The 15,926-nt window shown below is 36.3% G+C and carries 16 protein-coding genes and 1 pseudogene; 7 read left to right on the top strand and 10 right to left on the bottom strand.

Annotation, left to right across the window (positions count from 1 at the left end; genetic code table 11):
• Positions 1 to 315 precede the first annotated feature (315 nt).
• From PH210_RS05920 to tnpA, 5 genes and pseudogenes are all read right to left on the bottom strand, one after another.
• Entirely contained in the window at positions 316 to 825 is a 510-nt protein-coding gene (locus PH210_RS05920) for a CBO0543 family protein (RefSeq protein ID WP_289983858.1), read from the bottom strand.
• A 555-nt stretch (positions 826 to 1,380) separates the two neighbouring features.
• Entirely contained in the window at positions 1,381 to 1,515 is a 135-nt protein-coding gene (locus tag PH210_RS05915) for a hypothetical protein (RefSeq protein ID WP_289983857.1), read from the bottom strand.
• Positions 1,516 to 1,608: 93 nt separating this feature from the next.
• A complete protein-coding gene (locus PH210_RS05910) occupies positions 1,609 to 1,818 on the bottom strand; it encodes a uracil-DNA glycosylase family protein (RefSeq protein ID WP_289983855.1) in 210 nt (69 codons plus the stop codon).
• Between the two features lie 417 nt (positions 1,819 to 2,235).
• Complete coding sequence (locus PH210_RS05905) at positions 2,236 to 3,720, bottom strand: transposase (RefSeq protein WP_289983854.1); 1,485 nt, start codon at positions 3,718 to 3,720, stop codon at positions 2,236 to 2,238.
• Positions 3,721 to 3,736: 16 nt separating this feature from the next.
• A pseudogene (tnpA, locus tag PH210_RS05900) lies at positions 3,737 to 4,135 on the bottom strand (IS200/IS605 family transposase).
• Positions 4,136 to 4,598: 463 nt separating this feature from the next.
• Here tnpA and PH210_RS05895 point away from each other — a divergent pair.
• Positions 4,599 to 5,360 carry an SDR family NAD(P)-dependent oxidoreductase gene (locus PH210_RS05895; protein WP_289983851.1) on the top strand — a complete coding sequence of 254 codons (762 nt, stop codon included), beginning with the start codon at positions 4,599 to 4,601 and terminating at the stop codon, positions 5,358 to 5,360.
• A 97-nt stretch (positions 5,361 to 5,457) separates the two neighbouring features.
• Here PH210_RS05895 and PH210_RS05890 read toward each other — a convergent pair whose 3' ends face one another.
• Positions 5,458 to 6,567: a phosphotransferase family protein gene (locus tag PH210_RS05890; protein ID WP_289983850.1), complete on the bottom strand. Its 1,110-nt coding sequence runs from the start codon at positions 6,565 to 6,567 to the stop codon at positions 5,458 to 5,460.
• A 140-nt stretch (positions 6,568 to 6,707) separates the two neighbouring features.
• A complete protein-coding gene (locus PH210_RS05885) occupies positions 6,708 to 8,075 on the bottom strand; it encodes a dipeptidase (RefSeq protein ID WP_289983848.1) in 1,368 nt (455 codons plus the stop codon).
• A 342-nt stretch (positions 8,076 to 8,417) separates the two neighbouring features.
• On the opposite strand from PH210_RS05885, the gene PH210_RS05880 reads away from it, so the two are divergent.
• Genes PH210_RS05880 through PH210_RS05870 form a run of 3 tightly spaced genes read left to right on the top strand, consistent with a single transcriptional unit; the run spans position 8,418 to position 9,758 of the window.
• A complete protein-coding gene (locus tag PH210_RS05880) occupies positions 8,418 to 8,759 on the top strand; it encodes a PadR family transcriptional regulator (protein WP_289983846.1) in 342 nt (113 codons plus the stop codon).
• On the top strand, positions 8,752 to 9,234 hold the full coding sequence (locus tag PH210_RS05875; protein ID WP_289983844.1) for a hypothetical protein: 483 nt from the start codon (positions 8,752 to 8,754) through the stop codon (positions 9,232 to 9,234). The genes PH210_RS05880 and PH210_RS05875 overlap by 8 nt, the downstream gene beginning before the upstream one ends.
• The gene (locus PH210_RS05870) at positions 9,231 to 9,758 is read left to right on the top strand and encodes a permease (protein WP_289983843.1); all 528 of its coding nucleotides are present in this window, start codon (positions 9,231 to 9,233) and stop codon (positions 9,756 to 9,758) included. The genes PH210_RS05875 and PH210_RS05870 overlap by 4 nt, the downstream gene beginning before the upstream one ends.
• Positions 9,759 to 10,088: 330 nt before the next feature.
• Here the strand turns inward: PH210_RS05870 and PH210_RS05865 are convergent, their stop codons facing one another.
• Both PH210_RS05865 and PH210_RS05860 read right to left on the bottom strand, forming a co-directional pair.
• Entirely contained in the window at positions 10,089 to 10,949 is an 861-nt protein-coding gene (locus tag PH210_RS05865) for an EamA family transporter (protein WP_289983842.1), read from the bottom strand.
• 323 nt (positions 10,950 to 11,272) lie between these two features.
• Positions 11,273 to 11,854, bottom strand: coding sequence for an undecaprenyl-diphosphatase (locus PH210_RS05860; protein ID WP_289983840.1), 582 nt, complete (start codon positions 11,852 to 11,854; stop codon positions 11,273 to 11,275).
• Between the two features lie 279 nt (positions 11,855 to 12,133).
• Here PH210_RS05860 and PH210_RS05855 point away from each other — a divergent pair, with 279 nt between their 5' ends.
• The 3 genes from PH210_RS05855 (at position 12,134) to PH210_RS05845 (ending at position 15,177) form a co-directional block, all read left to right on the top strand.
• On the top strand, positions 12,134 to 12,463 hold the full coding sequence (locus PH210_RS05855; RefSeq protein ID WP_289983838.1) for a hypothetical protein: 330 nt from the start codon (positions 12,134 to 12,136) through the stop codon (positions 12,461 to 12,463).
• 225 nt (positions 12,464 to 12,688) lie between these two features.
• Positions 12,689 to 14,227: a COG4705 family protein gene (locus PH210_RS05850; protein WP_289983837.1), complete on the top strand. Its 1,539-nt coding sequence runs from the start codon at positions 12,689 to 12,691 to the stop codon at positions 14,225 to 14,227.
• A gap of 149 nt (positions 14,228 to 14,376) precedes the next feature.
• A complete protein-coding gene (locus tag PH210_RS05845; protein WP_289983835.1) occupies positions 14,377 to 15,177 on the top strand; it encodes a COG4705 family protein in 801 nt (266 codons plus the stop codon).
• Positions 15,178 to 15,463: 286 nt separating this feature from the next.
• Here the strand turns inward: PH210_RS05845 and PH210_RS05840 are convergent, their stop codons facing one another.
• Complete coding sequence (locus PH210_RS05840; protein ID WP_289983834.1) at positions 15,464 to 15,922, bottom strand: DinB family protein; 459 nt, start codon at positions 15,920 to 15,922, stop codon at positions 15,464 to 15,466.
• Positions 15,923 to 15,926 lie beyond the last annotated feature (4 nt).

Raw genomic sequence — 15,926 nt, 5'->3', positions numbered from 1 at the left:
AGAAATAAAGAGGTGAAAACATGTTATATCCGCTAATTAATGATGCACATAAAATTCATATTGTAAAAGACATTAACAAGTGTGAGTGTGGCTATAAATTCAATTCTGAAATTAGAGTAAAAAGAAAAACTCTAAGAAAAATTAAATTTGTTGATATACGTAAGGTAACTTGCGATAAATGTTTTTTAAATTTTCATAAGTCATGAACTTTGCCTCATATTCCTCAAAAATACACCTTCACCTAAATGTTCATTAACAACGTTTGTCGAATACATTTAACCTTTCCCTTTTACCCAATTGAATAAATGAAGGTTGTCAATGTTCTGGTAAGGGAACATTAAAGTAAATTACATAAAATGCCGTCATTAAAAATGAAACAATCCATGCGGGAATTGGCTTCACATCATGAAAGCGAATCATTGGATACATAGTAAGGTCGAATGCCATTGACCACCAGTAATTCCAACCATTATGATAAGTAACTCTCTCAAATAAAAACATACCAGTTTCGATCATTACTGACAGTGCTCCCCATCCAGCCAGATATAAAATTTGTTTCATCCAATGTTTGGGATAACGGGACAAAAATAGAAAGACAGAACATGGAAAAATCACAAATGTAATAATTAAAAAAGAAAAGGTTTCGTTTAATAAAAAAATATCATCTTCAATTTTCCAAAGAAAATAATCCCCGTCAACAAAAAATCTATATAACAATTGCAAAACAACAGCATATAAAATGGTCGGGTAGTATTGTTTCCAGTTTTTAATATTTGCCCAACGCCAACATGCTAGAATAAAGATTGCTGATAATAGTAAACGCAATTATAACACCGCTTTTCCTATACGTTTGACCAACTATATTTGTAAGTAAAGAAAAGAAATCTCTTCATGAAGCATCGCTACCCTGAAAATTAATTTAATATTTTACATAGAAAATAACCCGTCCCGGTAGCACAAAAAGAAAAAGCTGCCGGATATGACAACTCAATCAACTCTTTAACCTGTTACTTGAATAGGACCTTTACTTTTCAGCTCAGTGTCTTTTACTCAAAATATTATTTGTAATACTTGTTAATTTATTCATTTAGTTTCTTTTTATCTCCAACCAATATGTTTTCAATAAAACTGGGAAACCATCTGGTCCTGTACTAAAGTCACAAATCTTTTATTATTTCTCTTATCTCTTTCATATTTCGTATGGAATGTAACAATTTTCATTTTTGAAGATATTTTTAGCAATTTGGTCCGATTTTCAGCTTATTTTATGTTCTTTTCCATCGATTCGATTTATCCTTCATAATCACCACTTTATTGCTGCATAATCCTTATCTCTGTAAAAAAATAACAGCCAAGAACATCTTGGCTGTCAATTCGTTTTCATTTCTTTTTCTTACCAGATTGACCATTCACTGAATCCCCTGGCCCAAAATTAGCCTTCTTATCAGATGTTCCATATACTGCATTATCTTTGGTTACTTTGGCACCCTCTAAAAAATTATCCTTTGTTTTCATTCCATCATCTCCTAAATCATAATACATCGCACTAGCTTTCATATTATTTAGTCGAGATATAAGAAATATACAAACCAAATAGCTTACTTTTAATTAAATAGGATCCTTTGTTTGATTGTATAATTTGGCAAGATCATGCCAGTCTTTTGCAAAATAGGACCATAAATTGGGACGACGACGAACCGCTAATGGATGATAGGCCACTAAGGTTGGGATCCCCCTCACCTGTTGGATTGTGCCGCGCAATGATTTCACATCAACCTCTTGGTTTTGAAAGAACGATTGAACCGCGATGTTTCCCATGCAAAAAACTACTTTAGGTTTCTTTGCTTGAAGCTGGCCCTCTAAATGGTTCATGCAAATCGTTCATACTTTTTCCTTTTCATAAGCCCGAGTTGGTTTTCTTTATAAATATAGGTGATATGAAGGTCATTACTTGTTAAACCAACCTCATATGCTGCCTGCTCTGACAACTCCCACAACTAAAGCAGTGGGGTTCTAGGGTATAGTGGCAAAATGTTACCTAGTACACTTCTCAACGATACTCTTATCTTTCCATGCGGAAGGATTTCTACCGAAGAACTGGTATACATTCTCCTAGAACATTAACGGAAGTATTGCGTATAGCAATGCACGTCTCCAAGCAGGCGTTAGTAGACCCCTTGTGTGCTTACCATTCCGACTTCTCTTGGGCGTTGTCACGACCAATCAGGTTTGTGTTTATGCGACAAACCAACGCAAAGTTTTACTAGATAGTTGTTTTAGACGTGCAATTTCACGATTATGCAGTTCAACAAAGTTGTCCCATTTTACGTTGCATAAGTCCACGTCAACGGAATTGAGCGTTTCAGTCGTGTTTCCTATTAAGAAAGCACTATATAAATCACGTTGGATACGAATTTCCCCAAAGTCATTCCAACGATCTGAAAGTAGCTTTTTCGTATATTCACCAGTCAAATGATTGAATTGACTAGCCTTTGTAGCATAGGTATCTATTTTCTTGATTGACCGTCCCTGGTAACTAAGTTTTCGGTCAATAATCGTTAGCAGCATAGCAGGAGCATGATTAGCAATTGATTTACCAAACCGTTTCTTTGGGTTAATCTTGCCGTTCTTCCTATTGCGAGTCGTTTTCTTCACTCGTTTTTGCAGCGATTGAAATCGCATGGTTTCCACTCGTACATCAGAACCAAGTTCTAAGATTTCGTTCGCTAACTTCTCATGCGACTGTTTTCGTTGGACAGCGATTTTACGATACAGTTCTTTTCGATCTCGGCGAAGTTGGATATAACGCTTGGAATACGTCCACGTCTTTCTACCTTTTTTAATAGTGCCGTTCTCATTATAGTTTTGATGGTTAGTGGCACGCTTTGATCTGTCCATAGCTCGCTGAATACCACGAAGCTTTTTCTCGTTAGTATTGCATTCTGGAGCTAGTTCTCGAAGTTGAACGGTTTCTTCATTACTAATTGCGATTGTGGATGAACCAATGTCGATCCCTACACGTTTGGTTTCATCATCAGCCACCTTATGATTTCGTTTTGTTGGCGGATAGCCTTCTTGAATGAGTTGGACAAAATAGCGCACCTTGCCACGCACTTCCCGCTTTAAGATACGCACGTATTTTGTCTTATCCATTAAGGATAGGTGTGCATATTCATCCTTTGCTTTTGGTATAACAGGGATACAAAGCCAGTTCTTAGGCCTGGGATGTTTCTTTGTTGGCTTATCTCCCCAAAGAATATTGCCCTCTGCATACCGCAAGCCAGTAGCATTTGACTTGTTATCAACCGAAATATCATCATCAAACACTTTGAAGTGCACTTTTTTTGCTTTTCCAAAATGTAGTTTCTCTACTGCTTGAAAGGCTCTTGTAGCAAGTTTTTGTGCTTCAAAGCTGCCGATATTTTCTTTGAATTTGTGCTGAACAGGTTTCACGAAATTGTGCAAACCATATTCAGTAAAGTCGTAGGCTAAACGGATCTCCGAAAGCTGTTTGTCACGTTCTTTAGACTTTGGATCACAAAGCAAAGCACGATACTTTATATCAGCTTTCACACGTTTATGGCGTTTGAGAGCTTCACCCAGACAAGAATTGTAGACGTTTCGAGCAATCTTGAATTTCTTTTCTAAACGATGTTGTTGCCAACTAGGAATATTTAGTGGGATTTCGAGTGTATAAGTCGGGGGAGTTTTTCTTGCCATAGGTGCCAGCTCCTTTCTAGTTATGCTTTTTCTGATTTTCACTGTATCGTTTGATCGTTTCACTCGATACATGTCCAGCAGTCGAAACAAAATAGGAACGTGTTCACAAACTCGGCAAGTGTTGTAGATGCGGAAATTCTTCAAGCAATTGTTTAGATGTCACTCCTGTAATTCTTGCCATCATGTTTGCAGGGCTTAATGTTGGCGGTTCGTTGAGAAACATATGTGCATGATCTTTGTCGCATTCTAAAGCGACAACTTTAATTTTGAGAGATTCACATATTTTATACACCCTTTCTTTAAACCTTTGTTCAACTTTAGAATTAAGAAAAATCTTCCTTCTGTATGGAGGACAAAACACAAAATGATAGTTGATTAATGATACGGTAGTGCTAGTTCTTCTATATTCTTCCATATATATATTTTATCAGTTTACTATAATTACTTCAACAAGTGGATAAAAATAAAGCACAGTGATACTTTCAAATGCTTGAAGTACCACAAACTTTTAGGCTTTACGTGGCACTCCGCATTTGACCTCACTATAATCCCATGTCTAAAGACGGCTAACGCCTCGCATGGGCTTTCTCGTTCGGAAAATATGTAATCAAAATTGGGGCTTTTGGGTTTCCTTCTCCCCAAACCATTCTTGTTCCATGTTTATAAAGGCCGCAATCTTTGCACTCTTTCGCATATATTGGAACTTCTTCTTCTAGACATAGATTAGGAACAAAAGCAAACAAAATTACACCCCCGGCTTTAATATTAACAGCAAAGCTAATTCCCTTTTGCTCGTATTATTTGAGATTTTTTGGGATAATAAACCCAGTCATAATTCCAGGTGATAATCTTATTTCTACATAAAGGAGTTCTTTTAAATGGATTTGCAATTAAGAGATAAAAATGTACTCATTACCGGAGGGTCGAAAGGAATCGGGAAAGCCATTGCCAAAGTGTTCGTTGATGAATGTGCCAATGTCACGATTACAGCCCGTGACCTTGATTTTTTGGAACAGGCCAAATCAGAACTTGGAGGAAAGGTCTCCATTTATCAAGCCGATCTTACCAATGCAGAGGAACGCGAACTAATGATTCACACGTTTATCGAGCAGAACCGGTCGATCGATGTCCTCATCAATAATGCTGGTGGCAGCAATGGGGGCAAAGTGATGGAAACCGGTATGGATCTCTTCTATCAGGCAATGGAGCTGAATTATTTTTCCGCGGTTCATTTAAGTAAATTAGCCGTAGAACACATGAAAAATCAGAGTTCGGGTTCCATCATTAATATTACGTCTGTTTATGGTAGGGAAAGTGGAGGCAAAGTTACCTATAATAATGCCAAATCTGCGCTCATCAGCTTTACGAAGTCTTTGGCAGACGAAGTCATTCCTTATGGAATTAGAGTCAACAGCGTTGCTCCTGGAAGCATTTTGCACGAGACTGGCAATTGGATAAGGCGGATGAATGAGAATCCGGAGGAAATCAAAGAATTCGTGAAAAGGGATATTCCTGCAGGCCGCTTCGGCACCCCCGAAGAAATTGCGAATGTCGCAGCCTTCCTTGCCTCAGAAAAAGCTTTCTGGATTGTCGGGGCCAGCATTAACGTCGATGGCGGACAATCGAAGATGAATTTTTAATTCGGCTTTCCCTTGGTTTTTTACCAGGAAATGCGTTGAACATACAATAGACAGAAGACTATTCCGATTTTCGTTTTGGTCTTCTGTCTCCACTATTTTACAATATTTTTTTCCTTCGCGTTAAATCGGCCAAATCAAATAAATTGGCAATGGGAATATGCAAATCCGAAAACCGAGCGTCGTCTGTCTCTCCTTTTTTCCAGCGGTAGTAAAGCTGCTGCAGGATAATGGCCAGCTTGTAAAAGCTAAATGCCACATAATAGTCAATATCTGTTATATCACGACCGCTCACCTGAGCATATCGTTCCGCCAATTTCCTTCTTGAGAAAAAGCCGGGTTGGTTTGTTACCACCGAAATTCCGATGTCAGGATCGCTTGCTTCCCCCCAGTAGGTTAACAGGGCTCCGATATCACTCATCGGGTCCCCAATAGTTGCCATTTCCCAGTCAAGAACTCCTTTGATCACACCAGCGTCATTCGGATCCAAGACAAGGTTGTTGAGTTTAAAGTCGTTATGAACAATCGTCGTATCGGTGGTTGTCGGTATATTCTTGATCAGCCAGGCCTCCAGTTCCTCTACGCCTGCAATTTCATCCGTCTTGACCAGACGGTAGCGTTTGATCCAGCTATGAACCTGCCTTTCTAAAAATCCTTCCGGCTTCCCAATATCCATTAAATTCACTTTTTTGTAATCTACCTGTTGAAGCTCTACTAGACTATTAATAATACTTTTTGAAATGGAAGGTCCAATCAGCTCAGAGGAACCATAGTTGTCAGGAATACTTTGATTGATAACTACCCCTTGCTTTTTTTCCATCAGATAAAAATGCCTTCCAATAATGCCAGGGTCCTCTTTGTATAAATAGGGTTTTGGGGCAAGCGGATAGACTCCATGCAATCTGGAGAGAATCGTATACTCGCGCTTGATATCATGTGCCTTCGCTGGAATTTCACCGAATGGGGGTCTCCTTAACACCGCTTCCCAGTCCCCAATGGTCAGTAAGTAGGTATGATTGGAATAACCTTCGGAAAATTTCTTGATCTTCATTGTATCATTTGGGATCCCCTGAAACGTTTCACGTACTAACATTTCCAATTGAACCCAATTTATATGTTCATGATCCATCAATTGGTTGACAGTTTTCATAGCTATTGATTCTCCCCTCTTACTTACCGCATCGGCAGGAATGTTTTTGTACTTGTCCATAAATCCACTTCAAAAAGGTAGAATATTCAATAAAATTATACTACATACTACTTCTTTACCCTAAATAAAAAAACTCAGTTCACGGTTGAACTGAGTTATACTTCGGTAAATCCCTCTTTTTAAGTTTTGCAAGCCCTATTTTACTTTTTAAGAAGTTCTAAAAAGGTACAAATAGTTAAGATCCCTTTATCAAAGTTTTCCAAATTAAAATGTTCGTTTGGAGCATGAAGATTTTCATCTGGCAAACCGAATCCCATTAAGACAACAGGTGCCTTTAGTGATTGGTTAAAATCCGATACAATCGGAATCGAACCACCTTCTCTTTTGTAAACCGGCGATTTCCCATAAACGGTTTCATATGCTTCAGCCGCTTTTTGAATCATCGGACTGTCAATCGGCGTTAAGAATGGATTCCCTGTATCGCCAAGAGACACCTTCACCGTACATCCCTTTGGTGCATGTTCCTCAAGATGCGCTTTAATCAATTGCTGAATTTTTTCAGGGTTTTGATTATGGACTAGACGGCAGGTGATTTTGGCATGAGCTTCGTTCGGGATGACGGTTTTTGTTCCTTCCCCCTGAAAACCGCCCCATAATCCGTTTATTTCTAATGTTGGCCGGGAACTGATTTTTTCAGGGTATGGAAAATTGTTTTCCCCTCCCGTTAAATCGGTTAATCCTAAAGATTTTTTCAATTTTTCTTCATCAAATCCTAATGCTTTAATCTGTTCCTTTTCAAATTCAGAGAGTTCCACGACATCATCATAAAAATGATCAACATTTACTTTTCCGTTTGCATCATGAAGGGTCGAAAGCAGCTGCACCAATAAATGATTGGCATTCTGGACTCCCCCGCCAAACATGCCTGAGTGCAAATCAGAATTAGCGGTATGAAGGGAAAGCTCTAGTGAACATAGACCTCTTAAAGAATAGGTGATAGCAGGGACGCCTCTGTCCCACATATCAGAGTCAGAAATAACGACTACGTCACAGGATAATTTCTCTTTATTTTCGGATAAATACGGCGGAAGATGAGGACTTCCGATTTCTTCTTCTCCTTCGATGCAAAATTTCACGTTTACCGGTAATTTACCTTCTAATTTCAATAGGGATTCGACTGCTTTGATATGTAAGAATGTCTGACCTTTGTCATCGGTTGCCCCTCTGGCATAAATCTTTTCATCACGGATCGTTGGTTCAAACGGAGGCGTTTCCCATAAATGAACAGGGTCCACGGGCTGTACGTCATAATGGCCGTACACTAAGACGGTTGGGGCATTTTCCTGATGAAGCCAGTCCGCATAGATAATCGGATGACCTTTTGTCTGGACAATTTCAACATGTTCCATTCCAATGCTTTCTAATTCATTGGCAATCCATGAAGCTGCTTTTTGAATGTCCTCTTTATGCTCCGATAAGGAACTGATGCTTGGAATCCGGAGCAATTCTTTTAATTCCTCGACATTTTGATTATGCTGTTTGGATAACAACTCGGATAATTGACTCATGTTCTCACCTTTTCTAATATATTTCCTATTTTAATTTATATCTAAAGACATGATTGGCTTCAAGTAATACAACTTGGCCTGTCACATCAAATAAAAATTCAGGACGCGACCTGAATTCTTCACCTCACCTCTTATAATACCCCGCAATAGCTGGAAAAGTCATGAATTCCCTCCACTATTGTATGTACAAAGTCTGAATCGACCGGCTTCCAACGTTTTTTTTCCTTCTTCTTTTAAATTAAACAAAAAATTTTTAAAAAAGGACATACTGTTAGTGACATATTACTGTCGATAACAGTATACTGTTATTAACAGTAATATATTTTAGGAGGTTATCAATTCATGAAACATACAGGGAGACATACAGGAGCATTTCTTCTGCTGTTTTTAACAGAGGGAGATAGTTATGGAGGGAAACTTCTGCAGAAATGTGAAGAACAGCTTCCCATCAATCCCATTGATAGTGCCATTCTTTATCGCACCCTAAAAGCATTAGAAAAAGAAGGGGCTGTTGAGTCTTATTTGGACACATCAGATCAAGATAAGCCGATTAAGATGTACAAAATTACACCAGTTGGAAAAAGAAAACTAGATGATTTTCAAATAGATATTGAAGAAAAAATGAAAAATTTATCCTTTTTCTTAAATAAATACAAAGAATGGAAGGGGTACAATCATGATTAGTGGTGCGATCCTTTATGCTTTGGCGATTCTTTTTCTGAGTATTTCTTTTATAAAAGATCGTAATAAAACTAGAGATGCTCTTTCAAAGTCATGGAAAAGCTTTCGTAATCTTATACCTGACATGTTATCCATTATGCTTTTCGTTGGGCTATCGCTATCTATCTTAACTCCATCCTTCATTTCTTCCATCATAGGAGAAAAATCTGGATTGACAGGTATTGTTTATTCAGCATTTATCGGATCTATTGCCCTAGTTCCAAGCTTCATTGTCTTTCCCCTTGGACACACATTAGTCCAAAATGGTGCAGGGCTCCCTCAAGTAGCTGTACTAATGTCTACATTAATGTCCGTAGGAATCACGACTTTACCTATGGAACAAAAGATATTTGGGCGAAGTTTTGCCTATTCCCGCAACGTATCTGCCTTGGTAATGTCTCTACTATTTTCATATATTATTTGGGTGGTGATGGGATGAATGAATTAAAAAGGTATCGTTTCTTTTTCATTTTATTATTTGGGCTCATGATCCTTACCTTTATAAACCAATCCGTTGGATGGAACGCATTTCAATTAACAGGAAAAAGCATTTTAGATATGCTGTTTCTACTCCCTCCTGTCTTAATATTCGTAGGTTTGCTTGACAAATGGGTGGAGAAAGAAACACTTATAAGATATATGGGAGAAAAATCCGGCATTTATGGCATTTTGTTCTCCCTATTCTTAGGCGTTATTGCAGCTGGTCCCCTCTACGTGGCTTTTCCAATTGCGGCCCTATTATTAAAAAAAGGAGCAAGTATTCGCTATATTGTATTTTTTTTAGGAGTTTGGACAACTGCAAAATTACCGGTTATTGTCTATGAATTTGCTTCATTTGGAGTTAAATTTACACTCATTCACATTTGTTTTGGTTTGTTATTTTTCTATTTAATGGGTATTATCTTTGAGAAATTTTATAAGCATAGAAAATTGTTAATATATGATATTTCTAAAGACGTTTAGATTTAGAATCTTTAACCACTCAATCCCTGATCTTGCCTTTACACTTAAATACTATCATCCAAAGGGGCGGTTAAAAAGACGCCCTTTTATTGTAATTTTTAACTGTGCCTCTTCCTCCTCACTACTTGACTAAAAGGAATAATTCCAAATTATTAAGAGAATTATACCTTTTTAGCAGTATATTTATAGTTTTTCCTTAAACAATCGGGGGTAATATTATAGCTAATATAATCAATTAACAAATTGTAGTACTTTTGTTACTATTGTTCCATTTTAGAAAAAAGATCATCATACCGATGATCTTTTTATTCCACTTTAAAATATTAAATTTTAAACTAAAAGTAATATGGTTCCTATTGTAATGATCAAACATCCGAATATTGTGTTTTTTGTTGGCTTTTCTTTTAATATAATAATACTTAAAATCATCGTAATTACTACGCTAAATTTATCAATTGGTGCTACTATGGATACTTTCCCAATTGAAATAGCTGCAAAAAAGCATAACCATGACAAGCCTGTTGCTATACCAGATAAGAATAAGAAAATATAACTTTTCCTAGATATTGTTTTCATTTGAGGATGTGTACGTTGAAAGTATACAATTGCCCAAGCAAAAATCATAATGACGATAGTACGAATAAAAGTAGCCACATTTGAATCTACATCTTCTATACCAATTTTCACGAGAATAGCTGTTAATGCTGCAAAGATTGCTGATAGAAAAGCTAAAACTATGTATGAATTGGAATATGATGAATCAGAATTCTTTTTGATTCTTCCTATTAATACAAATGTACCTATTGTAATTAGAGTACCTCCGATAACAACCATCGATGTAACAGGCTCACCTAAAATAATAAATGATAAAAGAATTGTCATAACAACACTAGATTTATCTATGGGAACTACTTTTGAAACATCTCCTATTTGAATAGCTTTAAAGTAGCAGAGCCATGATAATCCTGTTGTTATTCCAGATAATACAATAAAGATCAAAGACTTCATACTAATCAGAAAAATGTTATCTAATTGATTAGTTAGCAAAACCATCAAAAATGCCATCATTAATACAATAATAGTTCTCATCGCTGTTGCTAAATTAGAATTTACATTTATAATCCCTATCTTCGCAAGGATCCCTGTTAATGCAGCAAATATAGCTGCTAGTAGTGCCAATATAATACTCATTCCATCATCTCTTTATCTATTTATTTGTTCATTTCTTCGTTTAACTTTTATTGATAAAGAATTACTTTAATTGATACTTGTTTTCAGGCCATTATTTCTTCAATGCGCTCATTTGTTTCTTTATTTGTAAATGAGAACGCTAACTCTAGTTAATTTGAATAAGACCTCACTATTAACATCCTACTGCTTAAAGGATTTATAATACTCATTATTCATTATTTATAGATTAAATTCCTTCTTTAGTTAACCCGCTTCCGTTATCTAGTTTTGATTGTAAAAACACATCGGCAAAATAACCGATGTGTTTTTTGATAAATTTATTTTTATTTTGAAATGCTATGTTCGTTTTTGGGCACCAATGGAATTCGATTGTAGAAGGTGATAATAGCACGACCAATTGGTTCAAAAACTGATTGCAATGCAAAAACCAGACCGCTTACTACAAGTGATACGATGATGCTTGCTAGTACGTCAAAAGGATAATGGTTTCCTACATAAACACGGGAAATTCCAGTACAAATTGCAAACAAGAGCATACCAATACCAATCTTCCGATGCTTTCTCCATAATATCGTTAATGCAATCGAAAATGTACCCGTTGCATGATCACTTGGGAATGAAGAATCTTTTGCATGCTGAACCAGAAGATTCACATGATGTGTTACAAATGGACGATTTTCATAAAAGATATGACCTAAAACAAAATTAATAACCAAACCGATCACAGCGGTTATCGCTGCATATACAACCGTATATTTATCTTTTTCCTTGCCCAAAAACCACATTAAAAGTAAAACCAGTGCAAAAACCGGAAATGCAAATTGGGTAAAGAAAACCATTAAACCATCCCATAAAGGCTGATGGCCTGCATTTTGATTAATTGCTTGAAATATTTCGTAATTCACTCTAGCCCCTCGCTTCTATCTATATTTTTATAACTTTCTTCAAATTGTAATCTCATTCTTGCTGTTGCCAGCAATTTAATTAATGTTTCTGCCATCAAAAATGAACAAATGTAACTATATCAATTAAATCTTATTATTTTCTAAAGAAACTATTAAGAATTTCTGAAGATGAAAATTTACTTATAAAATGAAGGGTTTATCGTATTTCAACAGCCATTTGCACTTATCAGTATCATAGCTGTTACAATTATTCGTATTTGGGTAAAGGAAAAGAACAGGATGTTAGAGTGTCTGTTACTGGTCGTTTCCATATTTGGTGGAATCCCTTTCCATGAAACAATCTTGGAGGTTTTTTCTATTCTTCAAAAATATGGATTTGTCCGAGGTTTTCATTCTCCTAATTTTCCTGATATAAACTCCCCTGTTTTGATTGTCATTTATGGAGCTTGTCTATTTTTACTTCTTCGCCATTCGAAAAATAACTATTTAACAATTGCGGTTCCTGTGCTCGGATTACTCATATTAATGGGTCTAGCCATTGTAAATATTCAAATAACTCATGTACTTCCAAGTGACTTTGTTGGCGGATATGTATTTGGAGGAATCTAGATATTCTTTAATTTTTTATTATCGGCTAGTTTTGGGAAAGTACCAATATATCACTTTAAATAAAGATGAGGGGATAAAAAAAGAAAACACATTTAATAGAGGTTTAATATATGTTTAATTGATTTTTAATAAAAACTCTTAACCCATATATTATAGTTAAATTTGTTCATTACACCTATGAAGTAAAGATTTAATAATGATGCTTACAAAAAGGAGATGAGTTTTTTGCCAAAAAAATTACCAGCCGCTGAAGAAACGGTGCTGGCAGTACCAGCTGTTAAACAATTGTTAAGCAAGGTACCGCAGGTTACTATTTTCTTCTGGATCATAAAGATTTTATGTACAACTGTTGGTGAAACGTTTGCTGATTTCATAAATTTCAACCTTGGATTAGGTTTAACTCTGACTACCATCATCATGGGAATAGCGTTTTTCATTGTGTTGTTTCTTCAATTTAGAGCAAAGAAATACGTTCCAGGCATTTATTGGACAACGGTTGTGCTGATAAGCGTATTTGGAACGTTGGTAACAGATAATTTGACTGACGGTATAGGTATACCTCTTGAGATAAGCACAGCCGTTTTTTCCGTACTTCTAGGATTAACTTTTCTATTATGGTACCTAAGTGAAAAAACACTCTCGATACACTCTATTTTTACACCAAAAAGAGAAGTATTCTATTGGCTTACCATTCTATTTACATTTGCACTTGGAACTGCAGTAGGTGACTTATATTCTGAACAACTAGGTCTTGGTTATTTAAACACAGGTATAACAGTTATAATTATTATCGCTTGTATATTCTTAGCATGGAAAATGAAACTTGATGGTGTACTATCATTTTGGACTGCGTATATATTGACTCGTCCTCTAGGAGCGTCATTAGGAGATTTCCTTTCTCAACCGAAAGTTAATGGCGGGTTGGGATTGGGTACAACCGTGACTAGTGTCATTTTTTTAGTTGCTATCTTAGCGATCATAGTTTTTCTTGCTGTTACAAAAATTGATATAAATCCAAAAAGAGAAGTAGCAGAAACGAACCTCCCGAACGGAAGCAAGAAAAATGTTTTGACACAAACCATTGCAACACTTTGTATTTTCTTAATTGTTGGTATTGGGGGATATGTATGGAGAAGTAATACTATCGCATCACAAACAGTTTCTTCACAAGCTTCATTAGGTGGACAACTAACAGGATTTATTAAAATTGAAAATAACATGCTAACAGATGTAAATTCAAAAAACTTTAATTCGGCTAAAACAAGTGCGGATGATTTAGAACATCAATGGGACACATCAGAAGCTAAGCTTAGGAAGATTGATGGCACCTCATGGACAAAAATTGATGGTACGATTGACGTTGTATTAGCAGCTGCTCGTTCAGCCAATCCAGATGCCAGCAAATGTAAAGTTGCACTAAACAATTCGCTCAGCGTCCTAAACACCGCAAATAAGTTATCAGCAAATGCATCTTCAACAACATTAGTTGGACAATTAACAGCTTTCGCTACCATTGAAAATACGATGCTAAAAGATGTTAACTCCAATAACTTTTCTTTGGCGAAGAAAAGTGCTGACGATTTGGAACATCAATGGGACTCATCAGAGCCTAAACTTAGGAAAATAGATGGTACCACCTGGACAAAAATTGATGGAACCATTGACGTAGTGTTGGCTGCAGTTCGTTCATCAAGCCCTGATGTCAGCAAGTCCAAATCTGCACTTAAAAATTCAATCAGTGTCCTAAATGGAGCGAATAAATAAAAATATTAGGAATCGCAAATAGCGGTTCCTTTAAAATTTCAATGCAAACTATTTAATTTTAAGAGGAAAGTAAAGTACTAATCAAAGAGGTAAAAGCTACTTAAAAATTGCTTAATTGTCATTAAAGATTATTGGAAGAAGGTCGTAATATGAACAAGTCATTATCGGTCACCATGAATCAGTCTAGAGAATTGCTTGCTAAAGTTCCTGAAATTACACTCTACTTTTGGATTACTAAGCTTCTTACAACTGGAATGGGTGAGGTGGCATCTGATTATTTATTTGAGAATCTAAATCCACTCATTTCTGCACCCCTAAGTGTTCTCATTTTTGTAGCCGCCATGATCTTACAGTTCAAAGTACGCCGATACATACCTGCGGTCTACTGGTTAGTTGTTATTATGGTTAGTATATTCGGCACAATGGCAGCAGATGTGGTTCGGGTCGGACTAGGTATTCCCTACATCGTTTCAACTATCGTCTTTATAGTGGCACTCACTGCCATTCTCATAACCTGGTATTCTAAAGAAAAAACTCTGTCCGTACACAGCATCTTCACCCGTCGCCGCGAGATCTTTTATTGGCTTACTGTACTGGTAACATTCGCACTTGGTACCGCCGCAGGGGATATGACCGCCTCAAGCATGCACTTGGGCTACCTATCTTCAGGTTTATTATTTACTGTTTTGCTTTTTATTCCAGCTTTGGCTTACCGATTATTTGGTCTTAATGAAATTTTTGCTTTCTGGTTTGCCTATATCATGACGCGTCCAGTAGGTGCATCGTTCTCGGATTGGTTGGCAGCGTCTCATAGCCACGGTGGGCTGGGAATAGACAAAGGTATGGTTAGCCTAGTTTTACTGATTTTTATTATTCTCCTAGTAGTCTTTAGAGGAGGTTCACCTGCAAAAAGCTTGGAATTTAAGAACGAAGAAGAAAAAGCATCTTAGTAAATTGATCCCCTATTATACGAAGACTGCTAATTTGAAAAAGATAAAATACTGATTGTGCATTAAATCTACGTGGTACGACGGGAGCCTTTTGTATGAATTAGTTTGTCTTGTCTATTACGGAAAAAAAGTCGATTTTCACAGCTGGAAGATCGACTTTTCTTTAACTTTGTGAAGAAATATACTTAAACTAAACTGCTGCCCCGTTAGCTGAACAAGAAAAAGACCGCCGTAGCGATTTCATATTGAACTCTTGCACCCGTTAGATAAAGAAGCAGTATCAATATTAGGCATTATTTTTAATAAGGATTTGGTTGTTAATATGATGTTCCATATGTTTAAGATAATCTTTTACGAGCCACTCTAATGTTTTTTGTTGATTATTTCCTATATCACAAAGATTTGATAATCTCTCTTTTGGAATATTCGATATAGTATTTATGATTTGCTTATTTAATGCTATAAAAAGGTTTAATATCTCATCAAGTGGTCTTTCTTGATAATTCTGAAGTATTACCCATTGGTTTTGATTATAGGATTGGATAACAAATGGTTGTTCTTCGTACTGAATCTTTATAAACCTATTAATATTATTTATTGCAGAGTCGCATAGATGTCCTAAAATCTCTTTTTTGGACCATTTATTTGGTAATGAGCGATTTGATATTTCTGTTTCTGACATTGAGCTATATACCTTCGGTAATGTTTGTATCCAGTGGTTTATTCCATTAATTATATCCTCCACACGC

Origin of the sequence: Paenibacillus sp. BSR1-1, assembly GCF_030403775.1 — a bacterium.
GTDB lineage: Bacteria > Bacillota > Bacilli > Bacillales > Cytobacillaceae > Neobacillus.
Note: the sequence above shows the minus strand (reverse complement) of the source record. Positions and strands in the feature narration are given on the sequence as shown.